We start from the raw sequence: 14901 nt of genomic DNA, 5'->3' as shown, positions 1-14901 counted from the left end.
ACTTAGGCAAGCATTCCCTAATTATAAATTCCAATTATGCCAGTTTCATCAAGTAATGACTATAAAGACAAAACTAACCTCAAGGCCAAAACTTGAGGCTTCTAAAGAACTACTTGCAATATCCAAGATGTTATGCCATACAGACAAAGATTCTTTTATCGGGGCTTTAGAAGAGTGGTACACTAAATGGGAGGGATTCCTTAAGGAACGCACAATAACAGAAGATGGCAAATCTCACTATACTCATAAAACTCTGCGTAGTGCTTTTTTGAGTCTTAAAAGAAATATGCCATGGTTGTGGACTTTCTACGATCACCCTGAGTTGGACATACCAAATACCAACAATGGAATTGAATCACTTAATGCAGATTTAAAGACAAAATTGAACCTACATAAGGGGATTAGTACGGAAAGAAGAAAGATCTTCATTCAAGACTTTATAAAGTCCCATTCCCCTAATAGATAAAAGGGGAATGGGACTTTTTAAGCACACTTTTGTCACATAAAAGAAAACGTCTCTAAAATAAGCACACTTTTGTCATATAAGCCAAAACTTTGGAAAATAAAAAGCCCTGGCTTGAGAATGTCAGGGCTTTGTGCAAAAAAAAGAGGATGTGCCTGTTTTGACACACCCCCGTATACATGTTGAGATTTGTCTCTTTTTTCAGCGTATTCTGGAAGCTGCTAACCAATTTGCCACCAATGCTTTTTCTGCTGTGGCTTTTCCTGTTGTTGGCCGGCGGCTTCCCGAAGGAGCTGCCTATAGGTCTTTCCGCTGGAGATAATCTGATAGATTTGCCCCCAATCGGGGAGACCGGCGATGCCTCGGTCGTCGATGAAGTAGTCGGCCTTAATCTTGCGGGAGAAGTGGTTGTTGTTGTGAATCTCTTCTTCCGGATAGTCTCGGTTGACAGCCCAGAATTCCACTCCCCTTTCTTTGCACCAGTCGACAGCCTCCTGCAAAGCCTTGCCTTCGCGCACACTCCACAGAATGAGGCGGTGATGATCCCGTATCAGCATACGGAGCGTCTCTGTTGCAAAGGGAAGTTCCGTACCGATTGCCGGATATTGATCTGTGACGATGGTACCGTCAAAGTCTACAGCTATTGTGGCCATCAGCGTTTGATAGAGTCGTCGTTTTTATCACCGTAATGGCTGTTGGTATAGTTGCCGTATGTTCCGTATGTCCCATAAGAACCATAACTGCCATAAGAACTATAACTGCCGTACCGGCCATACCGTCCGTATTTGCCGTATCGTCCGTAGCCGTAGTAATAGCCGTATTTCTTCTTTGACATGTCGATACCATTGATGATGATAGACATGTTGGGCAGTTTGTTCTCGGCGGCCAGACTGTTGATGAGTCCAAAACTCTCTTTCGGAGTGTAGTCGGCGCGGCAGGTATATATGGTGGCGTCGGCTATGCGGCCTATTTGCAAGGTGTCGGTTACAAGACCCACTGGTGCCGTATCAATGATGATATAATCATAATGCTCACGGAGCATCTTGACGATGGTATCAAGACTTTGGCGGTTGACAAGTTCTGCAGGATTGGGAGGAGTGGGACCGGCCATTAGTAATTCCAAATTGTTGTTGATGCCCGAAGGGAGAATCTGCTGTTGGACTTGCGCCCATGTCGGGGTGTCATGAATCAGCAGATTGGTGATGCCATGCTGGTGGTCGTCTATTTCGAAAAGCTCCGCAAGACGGGGTTTCCGAATATCCAAACCTACGAGGATGACCTTTTTGCCCAGTAGTGCGAAGCTGACGGAGAGGTTGGCCGCATTGAAGGTCTTGCCTTCTCCCGAGGTGGAAGATGTGAAGAGTATCACTTTCTCGCCTTCCTTGAGCATGAACTGGAGGTTGGTGCGCATGGAACGGAAAATCTCTTCCATCATGTTGTTTTTGTTCTCATGCACGACAATGTCAGCCTTGGTCTTGGCTGTCTCGCTGGCAATGGCAACGTCTGCTATAATTGGCAACTTGGTCAGGCGCACGACATCATTGTGTCCTTCTATTCTGTAGTGGAAGAACTGGAGTATGAAAATGATTAGCGCCGGGATGCCCAGACCCAAAATCAATGCAATGAGCAGAATCATGCTTCCTTTGGGACTAACCTTACCGGCAGTCTCGGGCATGTCAATAAGTTTGCCCTTGTCTGCAGTGGCCGCCAGTGAAATGGAGTTCTCTTCACGCTTTTGCAGTAGCATGAGATACAACCCCGACTTCACATCTTGTTGGCGACCAATCTGGGTGAGGATGCGTTCTTGTTCGGGAGTGGCACCTACCTGCCCTTGATATTTGCCATATTGTGCGGCAACTGCATTGCGCTGGATGCTCATACTGTTGCGTGCTTGTCCCATGGCCCGTTTGATGCTCGAACTCAAGTCATCGAGTTGGGAAGTCAGGGGAGTGACTGTGGGTGAGTTTTCGCTGGCAGAACGGAGTAGGCGATTGCGTTCGAGCACGATCTCGTTGTATCTGTTGATCAGCGAAGTGGCACTCTGATCCGTCAGTCCTACGTTGGAAGGAAGAGTCTGATACTTGTTGCTTGGCTCGTTCATGTATTCGCTGATGGAGTTGAGCAAGGCCACTTGAGTGTTTGCTTCTGCCAATTTCTGCGAATATTCGTCGGCATTTTGCACAGCCTGCCCTGCATTCATCTTGAGCTCCACCATGCTATTACGCTTTTTATAAGCCTCGAGTGCTCCCTCGGTTGTTCCGAGTTCGGCATTGATTTTTTCGAGACGCCCGTTGATAAATTCTTCTGTGCGGACTGCAATCTCATTCTTGTCTTCATTCGCCTGACGGTTGTAGACGATGGCAAGCTGCTTCAAATAGTCTTCGGCCCGTTCCGGAATTTGATCTTTAAGCACCAGCTGCGCTATGGTGGTTGTCTTGGAAGTCTGGCTCACGGTCAATGCATTTTGGAATTTATAGGCTGCATTGTTGGGTGACATGATGGTAACCAGTTCGACAAATCCCGTGGGCATGGCAATCGACCGATTGCGGGTGAACGACAAGATTCCTACTTTGGTGCCAATGGTTGATGGCAGATTGGAGAGGTTTTTGTCGATGACGTATTCGTCGCCGTTCTTATCAATGTAATTGCCCGTTACATGAAAGCCATTTTTGGCATGTTCTATTTGTAGCGAGATGACCCCTTCAAGCTTTTCAAGATGAGAAGGGTCAAGGTCTATGCTGACCGGTTGGTTGAGATAGAGCAGGCGGTCGGTGACACGGCCACGGCTCTTGTATGTGGTATATAATTTAAGATCGCGTACAGCATCGGTGGCCATTGTATGGGACGAGAGAATCTCCATCTCGTTGTCGATACCATTGCTGTTGGTTATCATGCCGAGGTTGGCCATGTTCTGTATGCCGTTGCCCCTGCGGTTGTTGCCTTCATCATCTTTGATGAGCATTTTCGCGTAGGCCTGATATACAGGCGGGGTATAGCGCAGGTAGATGAACGCTGCGCTAATACAGATAATCAAGGAGAGTACAAACCATTTCCAATTAAGGATAAGTGTTGTGTAAATGGCTTGAAAGTCGAATGAAGACTTCTCCTCTTGTTCCTGGACGCCATCCGGAACAATGTTCTTGTTTACTTCCATTTTCTATCACTAATTTGTTAATATTTTCTTTATCTATATATGAACCTTGGGCTTTGTCGAATTTCTCTTTTTGTGGCCGGGAATTGGTTGTGTCTTGAATATTCATGCCATAAAGCTCTCTTCGTCGGTGAAGACCGGCTTGTCATTGTGAAAATGACTGACAGATGCTCCTTTGGTATGGCTGGAGAAGAATTCAGTCTCGTTCTTCAGCCAGTTGCAACAGATATTGGCCATAGCCGTTTTTGCGCATGGGTTGTGCAAGCGTGCAAAGCTCATGGGCAGAAATCCATCCTTGTTTGAAAGCAATTTCTTCCAGACATGCCACTTTTAGTCCTTGACGTTTTTCAATACATTCGATAAACGTGCTGGCTTCTGACAGGCTGTCGTGTGTGCCGGTGTCCAGCCATGCGAAGCCGCGTTGTAGCGTACGCACTTTTAGGCTGTTTCGAGACAGATATTCCTGATTGACTGTCGTAATTTCCAATTCTCCCCGTTGGCTGGGCTTGATACCTTTTGCTATTTCCACCACATTGTTGGGATAAAAATAAAGTCCAACTACAGCGTAATTGCTTTTAGGGTGCTCTGGCTTCTCTTCAATACTGAGACAGTTGCCGCTCTTGTCGAATTCGGCTACGCCATAGCGTTCAGGGTCGGTTACGTAATAGCCGAAAACGCTGGCAAGTCCCTGCTCTGTTGCTTTCACGCTTTCCCGAAGCAGCCCCGTAAGTCCGGCCCCGTGGAAGATGTTGTCACCAAGTACCAAGCAGACATTGTCGTCTCCGATAAACTTTTCACCTATGATAAATGCTTGTGCCAATCCGTCGGGTGATGGTTGTTCGGCATACTCAAAGTTCACTCCAAGTTCATGCCCGTCCCCCAAAAGCCGCCGGAATCCGGGTAGGTCGAAGGGAGTTGAGATGATCAGAATGTCGCGGATGCCGGCCAACATAAGCACTGACACCGGATAATAAATCATCGGCTTGTCAAAAATAGGAATCAGTTGTTTGCTGATGCCTTTGGTGATGGGATACAGCCGGGTGCCGGAGCCGCCGGCTAAAACAATACCTTTCATTATTTCTTTTTATTTTTTCTCATGGTTAGTATGCGTGCTTGTCGGGAACAAACAGACTCTTAGCCGTCATGGCGATAATCTTCAAATCGAGGAAAAACGTCCAATTCTCATTATACCAAATGTCACGGTGAATGCGCTCTTCCATTTGCCAAAGCTCTTTGGTCTCTCCTCGGTAGCCTGTCACTTGTGCCCAACCGGTAATACCCGGCTTGGAAAAGTGGCGCACCATGTATTTGTCTATCAATTTTGAATAAATCTCCGTGTGATGCAGCATGTGGGGACGTGGGCCTACAATACTCATATCTCCTTTCAACACATTGATGAATTGCGGGAACTCATCGATGTTGGTCTTCCGCATGAAGCTGCCAAACGCAAATTTGCGCGGGTCGTTTGCTGTAGCCTGCACGGTGTCGGCATCTTTGTTCACGTGCATGGAACGGAATTTCAGGCATTGGAATGTCTCGCCAAGAAAACCGGTCCGGGCTTGGCGGAAGAAAACCGGTCCGGGGCTTTGCAGCTTGATGAGCAGTGCGATGATGGGAAATAGCGGAAGCATACATAGGCAAATGAATCCGCTTACGAGCAGGTCGAAGCCGCGCTTCAATATGCGGTTGCTCATGAGTGTGAGCGGTTCTTTGCGATTGGTGAACAAAGTCTGCCCCATGAAAGGTTCGCTTATCAGGTTCAGCTTGTAGTTGGCGAACATGCGGGGGAGGTAATAAAACTGAATGACATTTTTGTCACAAAACCTCATTATTTCAACAATCATGTCTGCATCATTGTGAGAGAGACAACAGAATATGTCATCCGCAAAGCGTGAAGGAGCTTGTGCGTTTGGTTCTGCATTTTCCGCCTTGAACTCCATGTTGTCGTGCATAAAATGATGCAACTCCTCATAAGAGCCCAAACGCTTGAAACCTTCAGGGGCTTTTTCTATATCATGGTCAGCATAATATCCCTTGATGTGATAGCCGGTAAACGGAAGTGCTGTGATTTTTCTGTAAAGATCACAAACGGCCGGATCATTTCCGACAAACACTATGCTTCGAGTGTTGCCACCGGCTATGCGGTATTTTCGTAATATCAGTAGTTCCAACAGTCGGGAGGCAATAAGAACCAAACAGAATGACACGAAATAGATGATGGTAAACCTGAAGAACCCTCCACCGTCGCAGATTAACCGGAGGCAGAGAAAGAGGCATGCCGAGTGAATGGCTGCCAAGCGGACAGACCGGTATAAAACTTGCTCGAAAGTGACCTGGCGGAGATGTATGATCGTTGATGACAGATACTGGGCCACCATCATGGCGAAAATGGCAACGATGATCGTCATCCGTGGCTGAGCGTGAAAGAAAAGGGGGACAAGCTTTGGAAAAAAACGGATGTAGACAAGCAGAATGGCTGTGGCAATGGCAAAATCGGCAGCAATAACCATCCTACGGATGATGTTACTGCCATTTGCGTAATATTGCTTGGAACCGTTTGATATTTTACTCACTTTGTCTGTTATCTTTTAGAAATCAGTGCAAAGGTAATAAAATTAATTGAAAATTGAAAAAGGAAGCGGAAATTATGTGCAGTTTTTGCTAAATAACCATCAGAAATCTTTTCCGAATGTGCTGATTCTTTTTAAAATGGTAGCGAACCCGTGTGTTTTGATAGTTTTATTTTGTTTTTTCGACCAGTAGTGTACCTCGTTTGGTGGGAAAAAAGAAAATAAATTTTGAGGTCTCGATAAAATGTGTTACTTTTGTAACGGAATAATCACATAATGAAGAAAAAACATTAAAAAACGTATGATGAGTTTTTTGCAGAAAATATTGGGTAAAAAAACGGAAGAACAGCGTGTCGGAGGCATGGAAGACTTCATGACATTAGTTAGAGTTTATTTTCAGGCTTCGCTGGCTACTACATTGGGAATCACTAATTTGGCAATGCTTCCGGATTTGCGAACATTCAAAACGACACTCCGTGTTCCTACCCAAAACAATAAACTTGGAGTGGGGGAGAAGAGTCAATGCAAAAAGATGATGAATAATCTTTACGGTATGGACGATTCCTTTTTCAAGGAGATAGACCAAAGCATTCGTAAGAATTGCCATAAACTGCAAGATGTCAACACCTATCTTATTCAATTCCAAGGTTTCACCCAAGACATTATGATGCTTATGGGCAACCTGATGAAGTTTAAACTGCGCATCCCTTCGTTCTTTAAAAAGGCTATTTACACCATGACAGAGAAGCAGGTGAATGACCTTTTTGTGAAAAATGACTATACCGATCCGGGGGTGATGAAGGCTGTGTTGGCTGTCCGGCAGTATAATGGGCGCTTAGGATTTTCCCAAAAATGGATTACCGACTTTGTCTATCGGGTGGTGATGCTGGCCAAGAAAGAGCCCAAACCTTCCGATGAAGATGTGGAGAAGCTCAAGAGGTGATGTCTTGGACTGCATCATTTGTAGGCGAGCGTTATCGGTGATTGCTAAATAAAAACTTTAAGGAATATTTGGCATTTTCAAATTATTCGACTAAATTTGTAGCCAAATTGTAATCGACTATGACAGCTAATGAGAAAACTTTAAATGTGTTCACCACCCGGGTGAGGCAGATGATTCTCCAATACAAGGCAACGCGTAAGGAGAATGAAGAGCTCTATGCCATGGTGGACGAGCGCGATGCCAAGATCAAGCAGCTCGAGGCGCAGTTGACCCAGGCCCATAACGATTACAACAGTCTCAAGATGGCCAAGATGATTGAAATCACAGATGGCGACATGGAGGGTGCCAAATCCCGCGTAGCCAAACTCATCAGAGACGTCAATAAATGTATAACGCTACTGAGTGACAAATAAATCGGAGCGATGGCTGAAGAAAACAACAAGTTACACATAAAATTGCATGTATACGATACGGACATCTCGGTAAACGTGTTGCGTGACGACGAGGCCTATTATCGTAGGGCAGCCAAACTGATTACAGATACAGTAAACACCTATGCAGCTGTGTTCAAAGGACGCAAGACTGACAAGGAGTTGCTGTATATGGCTCTTATCGACATAGCCTTGAGGTTTGAAAAAGAGTCTGGCCGCAATGATACAGCACCTTATAGTGATATTCTCGGAAAGTTGACTTCAGAAATCGAAGAAGCACTCAAGTGACAGAGAATATTTAATACAATAATAATATGATTGGTATAATAATTTCGGTCGTGGCAGGCCTTGTTATAGGCGGAGCCGTCGGCTATTCTATTTTCCGTTATGTGATAAAAGGAAAATATAACCAAATGATGGATGCGGCCAATAAAGAGGCCGAAGTTGTCAAAGAGAAAAAACTCCTTGAGGTCAAAGAGAAGTTTCTGAATAAGAAAAGCGAACTTGAGAAAGAAGTTCAGCAGCGCAACCAGCGCATACAGCAAAATGAGAACAGACTCAAGCAACGGGAAATAAGCCTCAATCAGCGGCAGGAAGAGCTCGGCCGTCGCAAGCAAGAGGTGGAGCAGGGTCAACAGCGTGTGGATAACGAGAAGAAGCTGCTTGCAGTGAAGCAACAAGAACTCGAGAAGATGCAGAAGCAGGAACAGGCCAAGCTTGAAGAACTCTCCGGACTGTCGGCGGAAGAAGCCAAGTTGCGATTGGTGGAGAGTCTCAAAGATCAGGCTCGCCTTGATGCGGCAAGTTATGTGAATGAGATTATGGACGAAGCCAAGCTGAACGCCAACCAGCAGGCTAAGAAAATCGTCATTCAGACTATACAGCGCGTGGCTACCGAAACAGCCATCGAAAACTCCGTGAGCGTCTTCCACATTGACAATGATGAGGTGAAAGGCCGCATCATAGGCCGTGAAGGTCGTAATATCCGTGCCTTGGAAGCTGCAACAGGTGTTGAGATAGTGGTTGATGACACACCGGAGGCGATTGTTATTTCGGCTTTCGATCCCATTCGCCGGGAAGTTTGCCGACTGGCTCTTCACCAGTTAGTGGCCGACGGGCGCATTCATCCGGCCCGAATAGAAGAGGTTGTCGCCAAGGTGAAGAAGCAACTCGACAATGAGGTGATTGAGACCGGAAAGCGCACTGCCATCGATTTGGGCATTCATGGTCTGCACCCCGAACTGATCCGCATAGTCGGTAAGATGAAATACCGTTCTTCTTATGGTCAGAATCTTTTGCAGCACGCCCGTGAGACTGCCAATCTCTGCGCGGTGATGGCATCGGAACTGGGACTCAATCCCAAGAAAGCCAAGCGTGCCGGACTGTTGCACGATATAGGCAAGGTGCCTGATGAGGAGAGTGAGTTGCCCCATGCACTTTATGGAGCCAAAATAGCAGAGAAATATAAGGAGAAACCCGACATCTGCAATGCCATTGGAGCCCATCACGATGAGATCGAAATGAATACGCTTTTGGCCCCTATCGTGCAGGTGTGTGATGCTATTTCCGGCGCCCGTCCGGGTGCCCGTCGCGAGATTGTCGAGGCCTACATCAAGCGTCTCAATGACCTTGAGGCCATCGCCATGAGCTATCCCGGTGTGACCAAAACCTACGCCATTCAGGCTGGTCGTGAGCTCCGTGTCATTGTGGGAGCCGACAAGATGGATGATGCCGAGAGCGAAAAGTTGTCAAGTGAGATCGCCACCAAGATTCAAAACGAGATGACTTATCCCGGACAGGTGAAGATCACCGTGATTCGTGAGACCCGTTCTGTGGCATACGCCAAGTAGGTTTTGTGTCTCTGGTGCCATTGGCAAGATATTATTATCATTTTATACAAGAAAGACCGCAGTTCCTGCATCAAGGACTACGGTCTTTCGTTTTTGTCTCTGTGGAGTCTTTTTCTGTTCCTGTTGTTCTTTCTGATCTTCTTAGTTCTATTGTAACAAACTTCATCTTTGGGTATCGGTATATAGCAAGAAGCCTATCACATTGGTAAAAGAGCATTACATGCCCTTCAGCCCCATATGTATAGTGCCTGTCATGAAACTCTTTGAAAGTTCCCCAACAGGTGATAACCTCATGCTAAAGAGCCTCAATGATGATGTGAAATAGGCACACTTAGAAACCATTTTTAAGCTTAATGACAGCTCTTTGGACCCAAATGAATCAGTCGCTTGGATGCTTTGACAGATTTATTAGAGGATAGTGACGAAAAAAGGAAGCACACAAGTGCTTCCTTAGCTATTGCAAAGATACGATAAAAATAAAGGAAATGCAAATAGAATGCGAATATATCTTACATCTCACGAGGATGGTTAGAGAGGGCATAGAGGAGAGGTGATTTCTACATGATAAGGGGCTTGTCGGTCTTCATAGTGTTAATTTTGTACAATAAGGATAATTTTTCTCGATAATCTTTTGAGAATAAGATAAAAAAAACTATCTTTGCAGCAGAATAACATAAGAAAGTATCGGAACTTTCCGACAAAAGATATTTTTTTGATTTGTTTTAGTAGATTAGTTTTTAAGTAGTTTGTTTTTGAAAATCGGTTGTCGTGAGACATCCGATTTTTTTTGTGCAATTCACCAAGCTTATGTTTTATATTTATGACACATCCCAACATGCTACGCCGTTTGCGTGCAGAAAAAACAGAAGAGGACGCGACATGCGAAATGTACACAGCCGGAGGCTTGAATGAAGAAGAGTGGTGTATGACGATACTTAAAATATAGGAAATAAAAAAAGCGATGACCTTCGCAGGCAACCGCTCCAAATCTTCAATAGGTATTAGTTCTTTAAGGTAAAAAGATTGTTTTCAGGATAACAGTTGCAAAGTTAAGACATTTTTTCAAACGGCCAAACTTTTCCAGATTCTTTTTTTAATAAAACTTGCCGTGTGCCCACACATTTGTAAATATTAACTTTTTATGTGTGACAAGGTTGCTTTTTATAGTTTCTAGAGATAAAGTGGGTATAGCCCAATAAGAACAAAAAAGCGCGCCCAAAGCCATAGTCCGGACACGCTTTTTCATAAGTTAGAAGATTCTCTGCTATTTCTTTTTTATTTTCTCCACGTATGCATCGATTACGGCCACAGCGGTGATGTTCACCACATCAGCCACCGAACTTTCAAAGTCTGTGAAATGGATGGAATGGTTTAAGCCCATTTGGATGGGGCCGACAATCTCCACATCGCTGTCGAGTGCCTGAAGCAGCTTATAGCTTCCGTTGGCACTGCTCATGTTTGGGAATACGAGTGTGTTTACATCGTATCCCTTGAGCCGGGTGAAAGGAAATTTGTCGTCACGCAGCTTGCGGTCCAGAGCAAAGTTCACTTGCATCTCTCCGTCAATGATCATATCGGGATATTGCTGCTGCAGCTCTTCCACGGCCTTGTGTACTTTCCACGGGCTACCCACCTCGTCGGTTCCGAAATTGGAGTAGCTGATCATAGCTATATGCGGTTCCTCGTTAAAGAACTTGACTGTGTGGGCGCTCAGCCGGGCCACATCAACGAGCACGTCCTCATCGGGATGGCGGTTGATGAGTGTGTCAGCCAAATAGAATGTACCCTTTTTGGTGTTGAGTATGTGCATAGTCCCGAAAGTTTTATAGCCCGGTTGTATGCCAATAACCTCCTTGGCCACCTTTATCGTGTTGGAATATTTAGTGTAGAGTCCGGTGATAAACGCATCGGCATCGCCATTTTCCACCATCGACATTCCGAAATAGTTGCGCTCATACATTTTGTCGTAAGCCTCTTCGAAAGTATATCCCTGCCGGGCCCTCTTCTCGGCAAGATGTTTGGCAAAGGTAGCTCTGCGTCCTTGTTCTTGGTCGGCACGCATATCCACAATCTCAATTCCGTCGAGATTGAGTTTCAGACGATTGGCGATGCGTGTCAACCGGTCGGGATTGCCAAGCAAGATGGGGAAACAAATGCCTTCCGCTTTTGCCTGCACGGCCGCTTTCATCGTCGTGGGGTGTCCTCCTTCAGCAAAGACAACCCGCTGGGGGTGCATTCGTGCCGTATCGTGGAGTTTGCGGGTGAATTTCGTTTCTTGCCCAAGCAGTTGCCGCAAACTTTGTTTGTAGTCCTCCCAGTCTGTGATTTCATGCCGAGCCACCCCGCTTTCGATGGCGGCTTTGGCTACAGCGGCACTTACTTCGGTGATGAGTCGCGGATCTACGGGTTTGGGAATGAAGTATTTTGGCCCGAAAGTGAGCTCATTGACACGGTAAACCTCATTTACAATGTCAGGAACCGGCTGTTTGGCCAAATCGGCAATCGCCCTGACAGCTGCCATTTTCATCTCTTCGTTGATGGCCGTAGCGTGTACATCCAGTGCCCCACGGAAGATGTAAGGGAATCCGATGACATTGTTGATTTGGTTGGGGTAGTCGCTTCGGCCGGTTGACATCAGCACATCTGGACGACTCTCCATAGCGTCTTCGTAGGAGATTTCGGGAACGGGATTGGCCAGCGCAAACACGATGGGATTGTCGCTCATGGAGCGGATCATGTCTTGGGAGAGCACATTGCCCTTTGATAACCCGACAAAAACGTCGGCCCCCTTGATGGCTTCTTCAAGTGTATGTACATCCCGACGGTCTGTGGCAAACTGTTTTTTCTGTTCATTCAGATTGGCCCTGTCACTCGTGATTACGCCTTTCGAGTCGAGCATTACAATATTTTCCCGCTTGGCACCGAGTGCGCAATAGAGTTTGGTGCAGCTGATGGCAGCCGCTCCGGCACCGTTGACCACGATTCTCACCTTGTCAATGTCCTTCCCGGCCACTTCAAGGGCGTTTTTCAGACCGGCTGCTGAAATAATGGCAGTCCCGTGTTGGTCGTCGTGCATCACCGGGATGTCGAGGGTCTTCTTCAACCGCTCTTCTATGTAGAAACATTCCGAAGCCTTGATGTCTTCCAAGTTGATCCCGCCAAACGAGGGAGCTATCTTCTCTACAGCTTCGCAAAATTTTTCAGGATCTTTCTCGTCTACCTCGATGTCAAAAACATCAATGCCTCCATATATCTTGAAAAGTAAGCCCTTGCCTTCCATAACCGGCTTGCCGCTCATGGCACCAATATCCCCCAGGCCAAGGACGGCTGTGCCATTGCTGATGACAGCAACCAAATTTCCCTTGTCGGTATATTTGTATACATCATCGGGGTTGTTCTGTATCTCAAGGCAGGGATACGCCACACCCGGTGAGTAGGCCAAACTCAAGTCTGTCTGGGTGCGATAAGGCTTGGTAGGCTTCACTTCAATTTTTCCCGGTCGCCCGTTCTGGTGATATTGGAGGGCGGCTTCTTTAGAAATCTTTACCATATTACTTTGTGTTTATAATTAAAAGTCCCTCAAAACTTTTCATTGGTAGCACTTAGATGTGTTTGGGTTGCACAAATGACGCTCCTTTGCGCAAAGGTAAGAAAAAACCAAATAAAACGTGCGAGTTTTTATTCTTTTTTTGTAACTTTGTGACGAAAACGTTTTCCGATAAAGATTATGAATGTATCTTCTCCATATAGAATAGAAGTAAAGAATAAGATTTTGAAGATCTCCATGAAGCAATTTCTTTCTAAGGGAGTGAAGGCGGTAAAGATGGATGATATAGCCATGTCGCTTTCCATTTCCAAGCGCACACTCTATGAGATTTTTGCCGATAAGGAAGATCTTCTTTATGCCTGTATCAAGAAACATGAAGATGACCACGATGAGTGGATGGAGCGTTTTGACGATGGCACACACACTGTGATTGACATTATAGTGGAATACTATCAAGTGAAAGTGGAATTTTCCAAGACGATCAATCCCACTTTCTTCATGGAGTTGCACAAGTTCTCAAAAGTTGTCGGCTATCTTCAGAACAGGCATGAGAAACGAGAGAAAGAGGCGGCAGTCTTTTTCAAACGGGGAATAGAGGAAGGGTATTTCCGTAAGGACATCAACTATAAGTTGGCTTCGCGTATCGGTGACATGTCAATGCACAGCTTCATGGAGAAGCAGCTTTATCAGGAATTCGGTGTGGAGGAAATATTCCGCAGTTTTATCTTCGTTTTTATAAGAGGTTTCTGTACGCAAAAGGGGATCAAACTATTGGACAGCCGTCTAAAGACTCTTGTGTAGCATTCTCACAGGGATGGGGCGACTATTTTCAGTCGCGGTACCACCAGCTGAGTATTTTGTTAACCCAAGGAATCGTGAATCTGAACCATCGGTAGGTGCCGACCGGCTTCCCGCCGAAACTTAAAATAAACTCTCTGAACGCATTTCTTTTCCACGGTAGCCCTACATCCATAAAATACATGTGCGCATAATTGTGTGCATGGGCATACCGGAGGGCATACCATACAGTCATGGTGTTAGGATGGAGAGAATGGTAGGTCTTGCGCTTGGATGCTAAATACCACAAATAGGCATTGCCTTCGGAAAACACGCACACGCTTCCCCCTATGATCTTGTTTTTATATAGTGTGACAAGAATTATCGCCCGCTTGTTTTTGTAAAGTTCAACAAACTGTTTTTCGGGCGGAATCAACCGGCGCAGCTTAAGCCGGTAGAATCCTTTGAGAAGTCTGTAAAACCGGCATCCTTCATCTATTGAAGCGACTTCCCGGGTAATGATTCCGTTGGCATAACTTTTGGCTATCCTGTCTTTCAATTTGACATCAATCCGCTCCTCCGGAGATTTGCTGTGCAGCGAATTGTGTATCTCCTGCCAATGTAGTGGAAAATATCCGTAACGGCGAAACTCCCTATAACCGAACATTTTACGACTAATGTCGGAAACCTCCACGAAAAAACACAGACTGTGTACAAGTCTTCGGGTCAGTGCTTTGAGCATGAGTCCGAACAGTTCTTCTTGAGGGACAGTCCCATAGTCTTCTTGTGCGGGCGCATCTTTATCCGTATCGTGATATACTCCTTCACCATAGATTCGCCCTTGTTTGAGCAGAACAAAAGGCAGCCAAATGATGCGGCGTCTGACAACAGCTAACAGATGGGCTATAGGACGGCCGTCTTTCATGGCAACGGCCATAAAAGGTGAACTGCCGGGTACTTGCTCCGTTATACGAAACAATTCGGCACTGTGGAAAAAGTTCTCCTCGTTGAGCGGGGGGAGCAATTCGCTTTTCCGGATAATCTCGATGGTGATGCCTTCCATTATGAAGGCAAATATATAAAGAAATGTTGAAAGGTAAAAAGAAAAGCGTAAATTATTGCTGAAAATAGACGAAAGAGCTGTTTATAAACTGTTTTTTTATTACCTT

At 45.7% G+C, this 14901-nt stretch carries 12 protein-coding genes; 6 read left to right on the top strand and 6 right to left on the bottom strand.

Features of this window, described 5'->3' with window-relative positions:
- The coding region (locus HMPREF6485_RS09645) for an IS256 family transposase, variant Zn-binding type (protein WP_248622281.1) at positions 1-466 on the top strand (466 nt) is incomplete at its 5' end.
- A gap of 218 nt (positions 467-684) precedes the next feature.
- On the opposite strand, the gene HMPREF6485_RS09640 is transcribed toward HMPREF6485_RS09645, so the two are convergent.
- The 4 genes from HMPREF6485_RS09640 to HMPREF6485_RS09625 form a co-directional block, all read right to left on the bottom strand.
- Positions 685-1116, bottom strand: coding sequence for a BT0820 family HAD-type phosphatase (locus HMPREF6485_RS09640; RefSeq protein ID WP_004342264.1), 432 nt, complete (start codon positions 1114-1116; stop codon positions 685-687).
- Positions 1116-3617: a GumC family protein gene (locus tag HMPREF6485_RS09635; protein WP_004346225.1), complete on the bottom strand. Its 2502-nt coding sequence runs from the start codon at positions 3615-3617 to the stop codon at positions 1116-1118. The genes HMPREF6485_RS09640 and HMPREF6485_RS09635 overlap by 1 nt, the downstream gene beginning before the upstream one ends.
- Positions 3618-3810: 193 nt before the next feature.
- Complete coding sequence (gene rfbA, locus HMPREF6485_RS09630) at positions 3811-4689, bottom strand: glucose-1-phosphate thymidylyltransferase RfbA (protein ID WP_004342261.1); 879 nt, start codon at positions 4687-4689, stop codon at positions 3811-3813.
- A 25-nt stretch (positions 4690-4714) separates the two neighbouring features.
- Positions 4715-6124: an exopolysaccharide biosynthesis polyprenyl glycosylphosphotransferase gene (locus tag HMPREF6485_RS09625; protein WP_004346223.1), complete on the bottom strand. Its 1410-nt coding sequence runs from the start codon at positions 6122-6124 to the stop codon at positions 4715-4717.
- A 364-nt stretch (positions 6125-6488) separates the two neighbouring features.
- On the opposite strand from HMPREF6485_RS09625, the gene HMPREF6485_RS09620 reads away from it, so the two are divergent.
- From HMPREF6485_RS09620 to rny, 4 genes are all read left to right on the top strand, one after another.
- On the top strand, positions 6489-7127 hold the full coding sequence (locus tag HMPREF6485_RS09620) for a hypothetical protein (protein ID WP_044126382.1): 639 nt from the start codon (positions 6489-6491) through the stop codon (positions 7125-7127).
- 119 nt (positions 7128-7246) lie between these two features.
- On the top strand, positions 7247-7540 hold the full coding sequence (locus HMPREF6485_RS09615) for a hypothetical protein (RefSeq protein ID WP_004342255.1): 294 nt from the start codon (positions 7247-7249) through the stop codon (positions 7538-7540).
- 9 nt (positions 7541-7549) lie between these two features.
- Positions 7550-7846, top strand: a complete 297-nt coding sequence (locus HMPREF6485_RS09610; RefSeq protein WP_004342253.1) for a cell division protein ZapA — start codon at positions 7550-7552, stop codon at positions 7844-7846.
- A gap of 26 nt (positions 7847-7872) precedes the next feature.
- Positions 7873-9408 (top strand): ribonuclease Y, encoded by a 1536-nt coding sequence (rny, locus tag HMPREF6485_RS09605; protein WP_004346220.1) that lies wholly within the window; start codon positions 7873-7875, stop codon positions 9406-9408.
- Between the two features lie 1264 nt (positions 9409-10672).
- Here the strand turns inward: rny and HMPREF6485_RS09595 are convergent.
- The gene (locus tag HMPREF6485_RS09595) at positions 10673-12958 is read right to left on the bottom strand and encodes an NADP-dependent malic enzyme (RefSeq protein WP_004346217.1); all 2286 of its coding nucleotides are present in this window, start codon (positions 12956-12958) and stop codon (positions 10673-10675) included.
- 177 nt (positions 12959-13135) lie between these two features.
- Here HMPREF6485_RS09595 and HMPREF6485_RS09590 point away from each other — a divergent pair, with 177 nt between their 5' ends.
- The gene (locus HMPREF6485_RS09590; RefSeq protein WP_004346215.1) at positions 13136-13756 is read left to right on the top strand and encodes a TetR/AcrR family transcriptional regulator; all 621 of its coding nucleotides are present in this window, start codon (positions 13136-13138) and stop codon (positions 13754-13756) included.
- Positions 13757-13784: 28 nt separating this feature from the next.
- Here HMPREF6485_RS09590 and HMPREF6485_RS09585 read toward each other — a convergent pair whose 3' ends face one another.
- Positions 13785-14795, bottom strand: a complete 1011-nt coding sequence (locus HMPREF6485_RS09585) for a GNAT family N-acetyltransferase (protein WP_004346213.1) — start codon at positions 14793-14795, stop codon at positions 13785-13787.
- Between the last annotated feature and the right edge of the window lie 106 nt (positions 14796-14901).

Origin of the sequence: Segatella buccae ATCC 33574 (assembly GCF_000184945.1) — a bacterium.
Classification (GTDB): Bacteria; Bacteroidota; Bacteroidia; order Bacteroidales; family Bacteroidaceae; genus Prevotella; species Prevotella buccae.
Note: the sequence above shows the minus strand (reverse complement) of the source record. Positions and strands in the feature narration are given on the sequence as shown.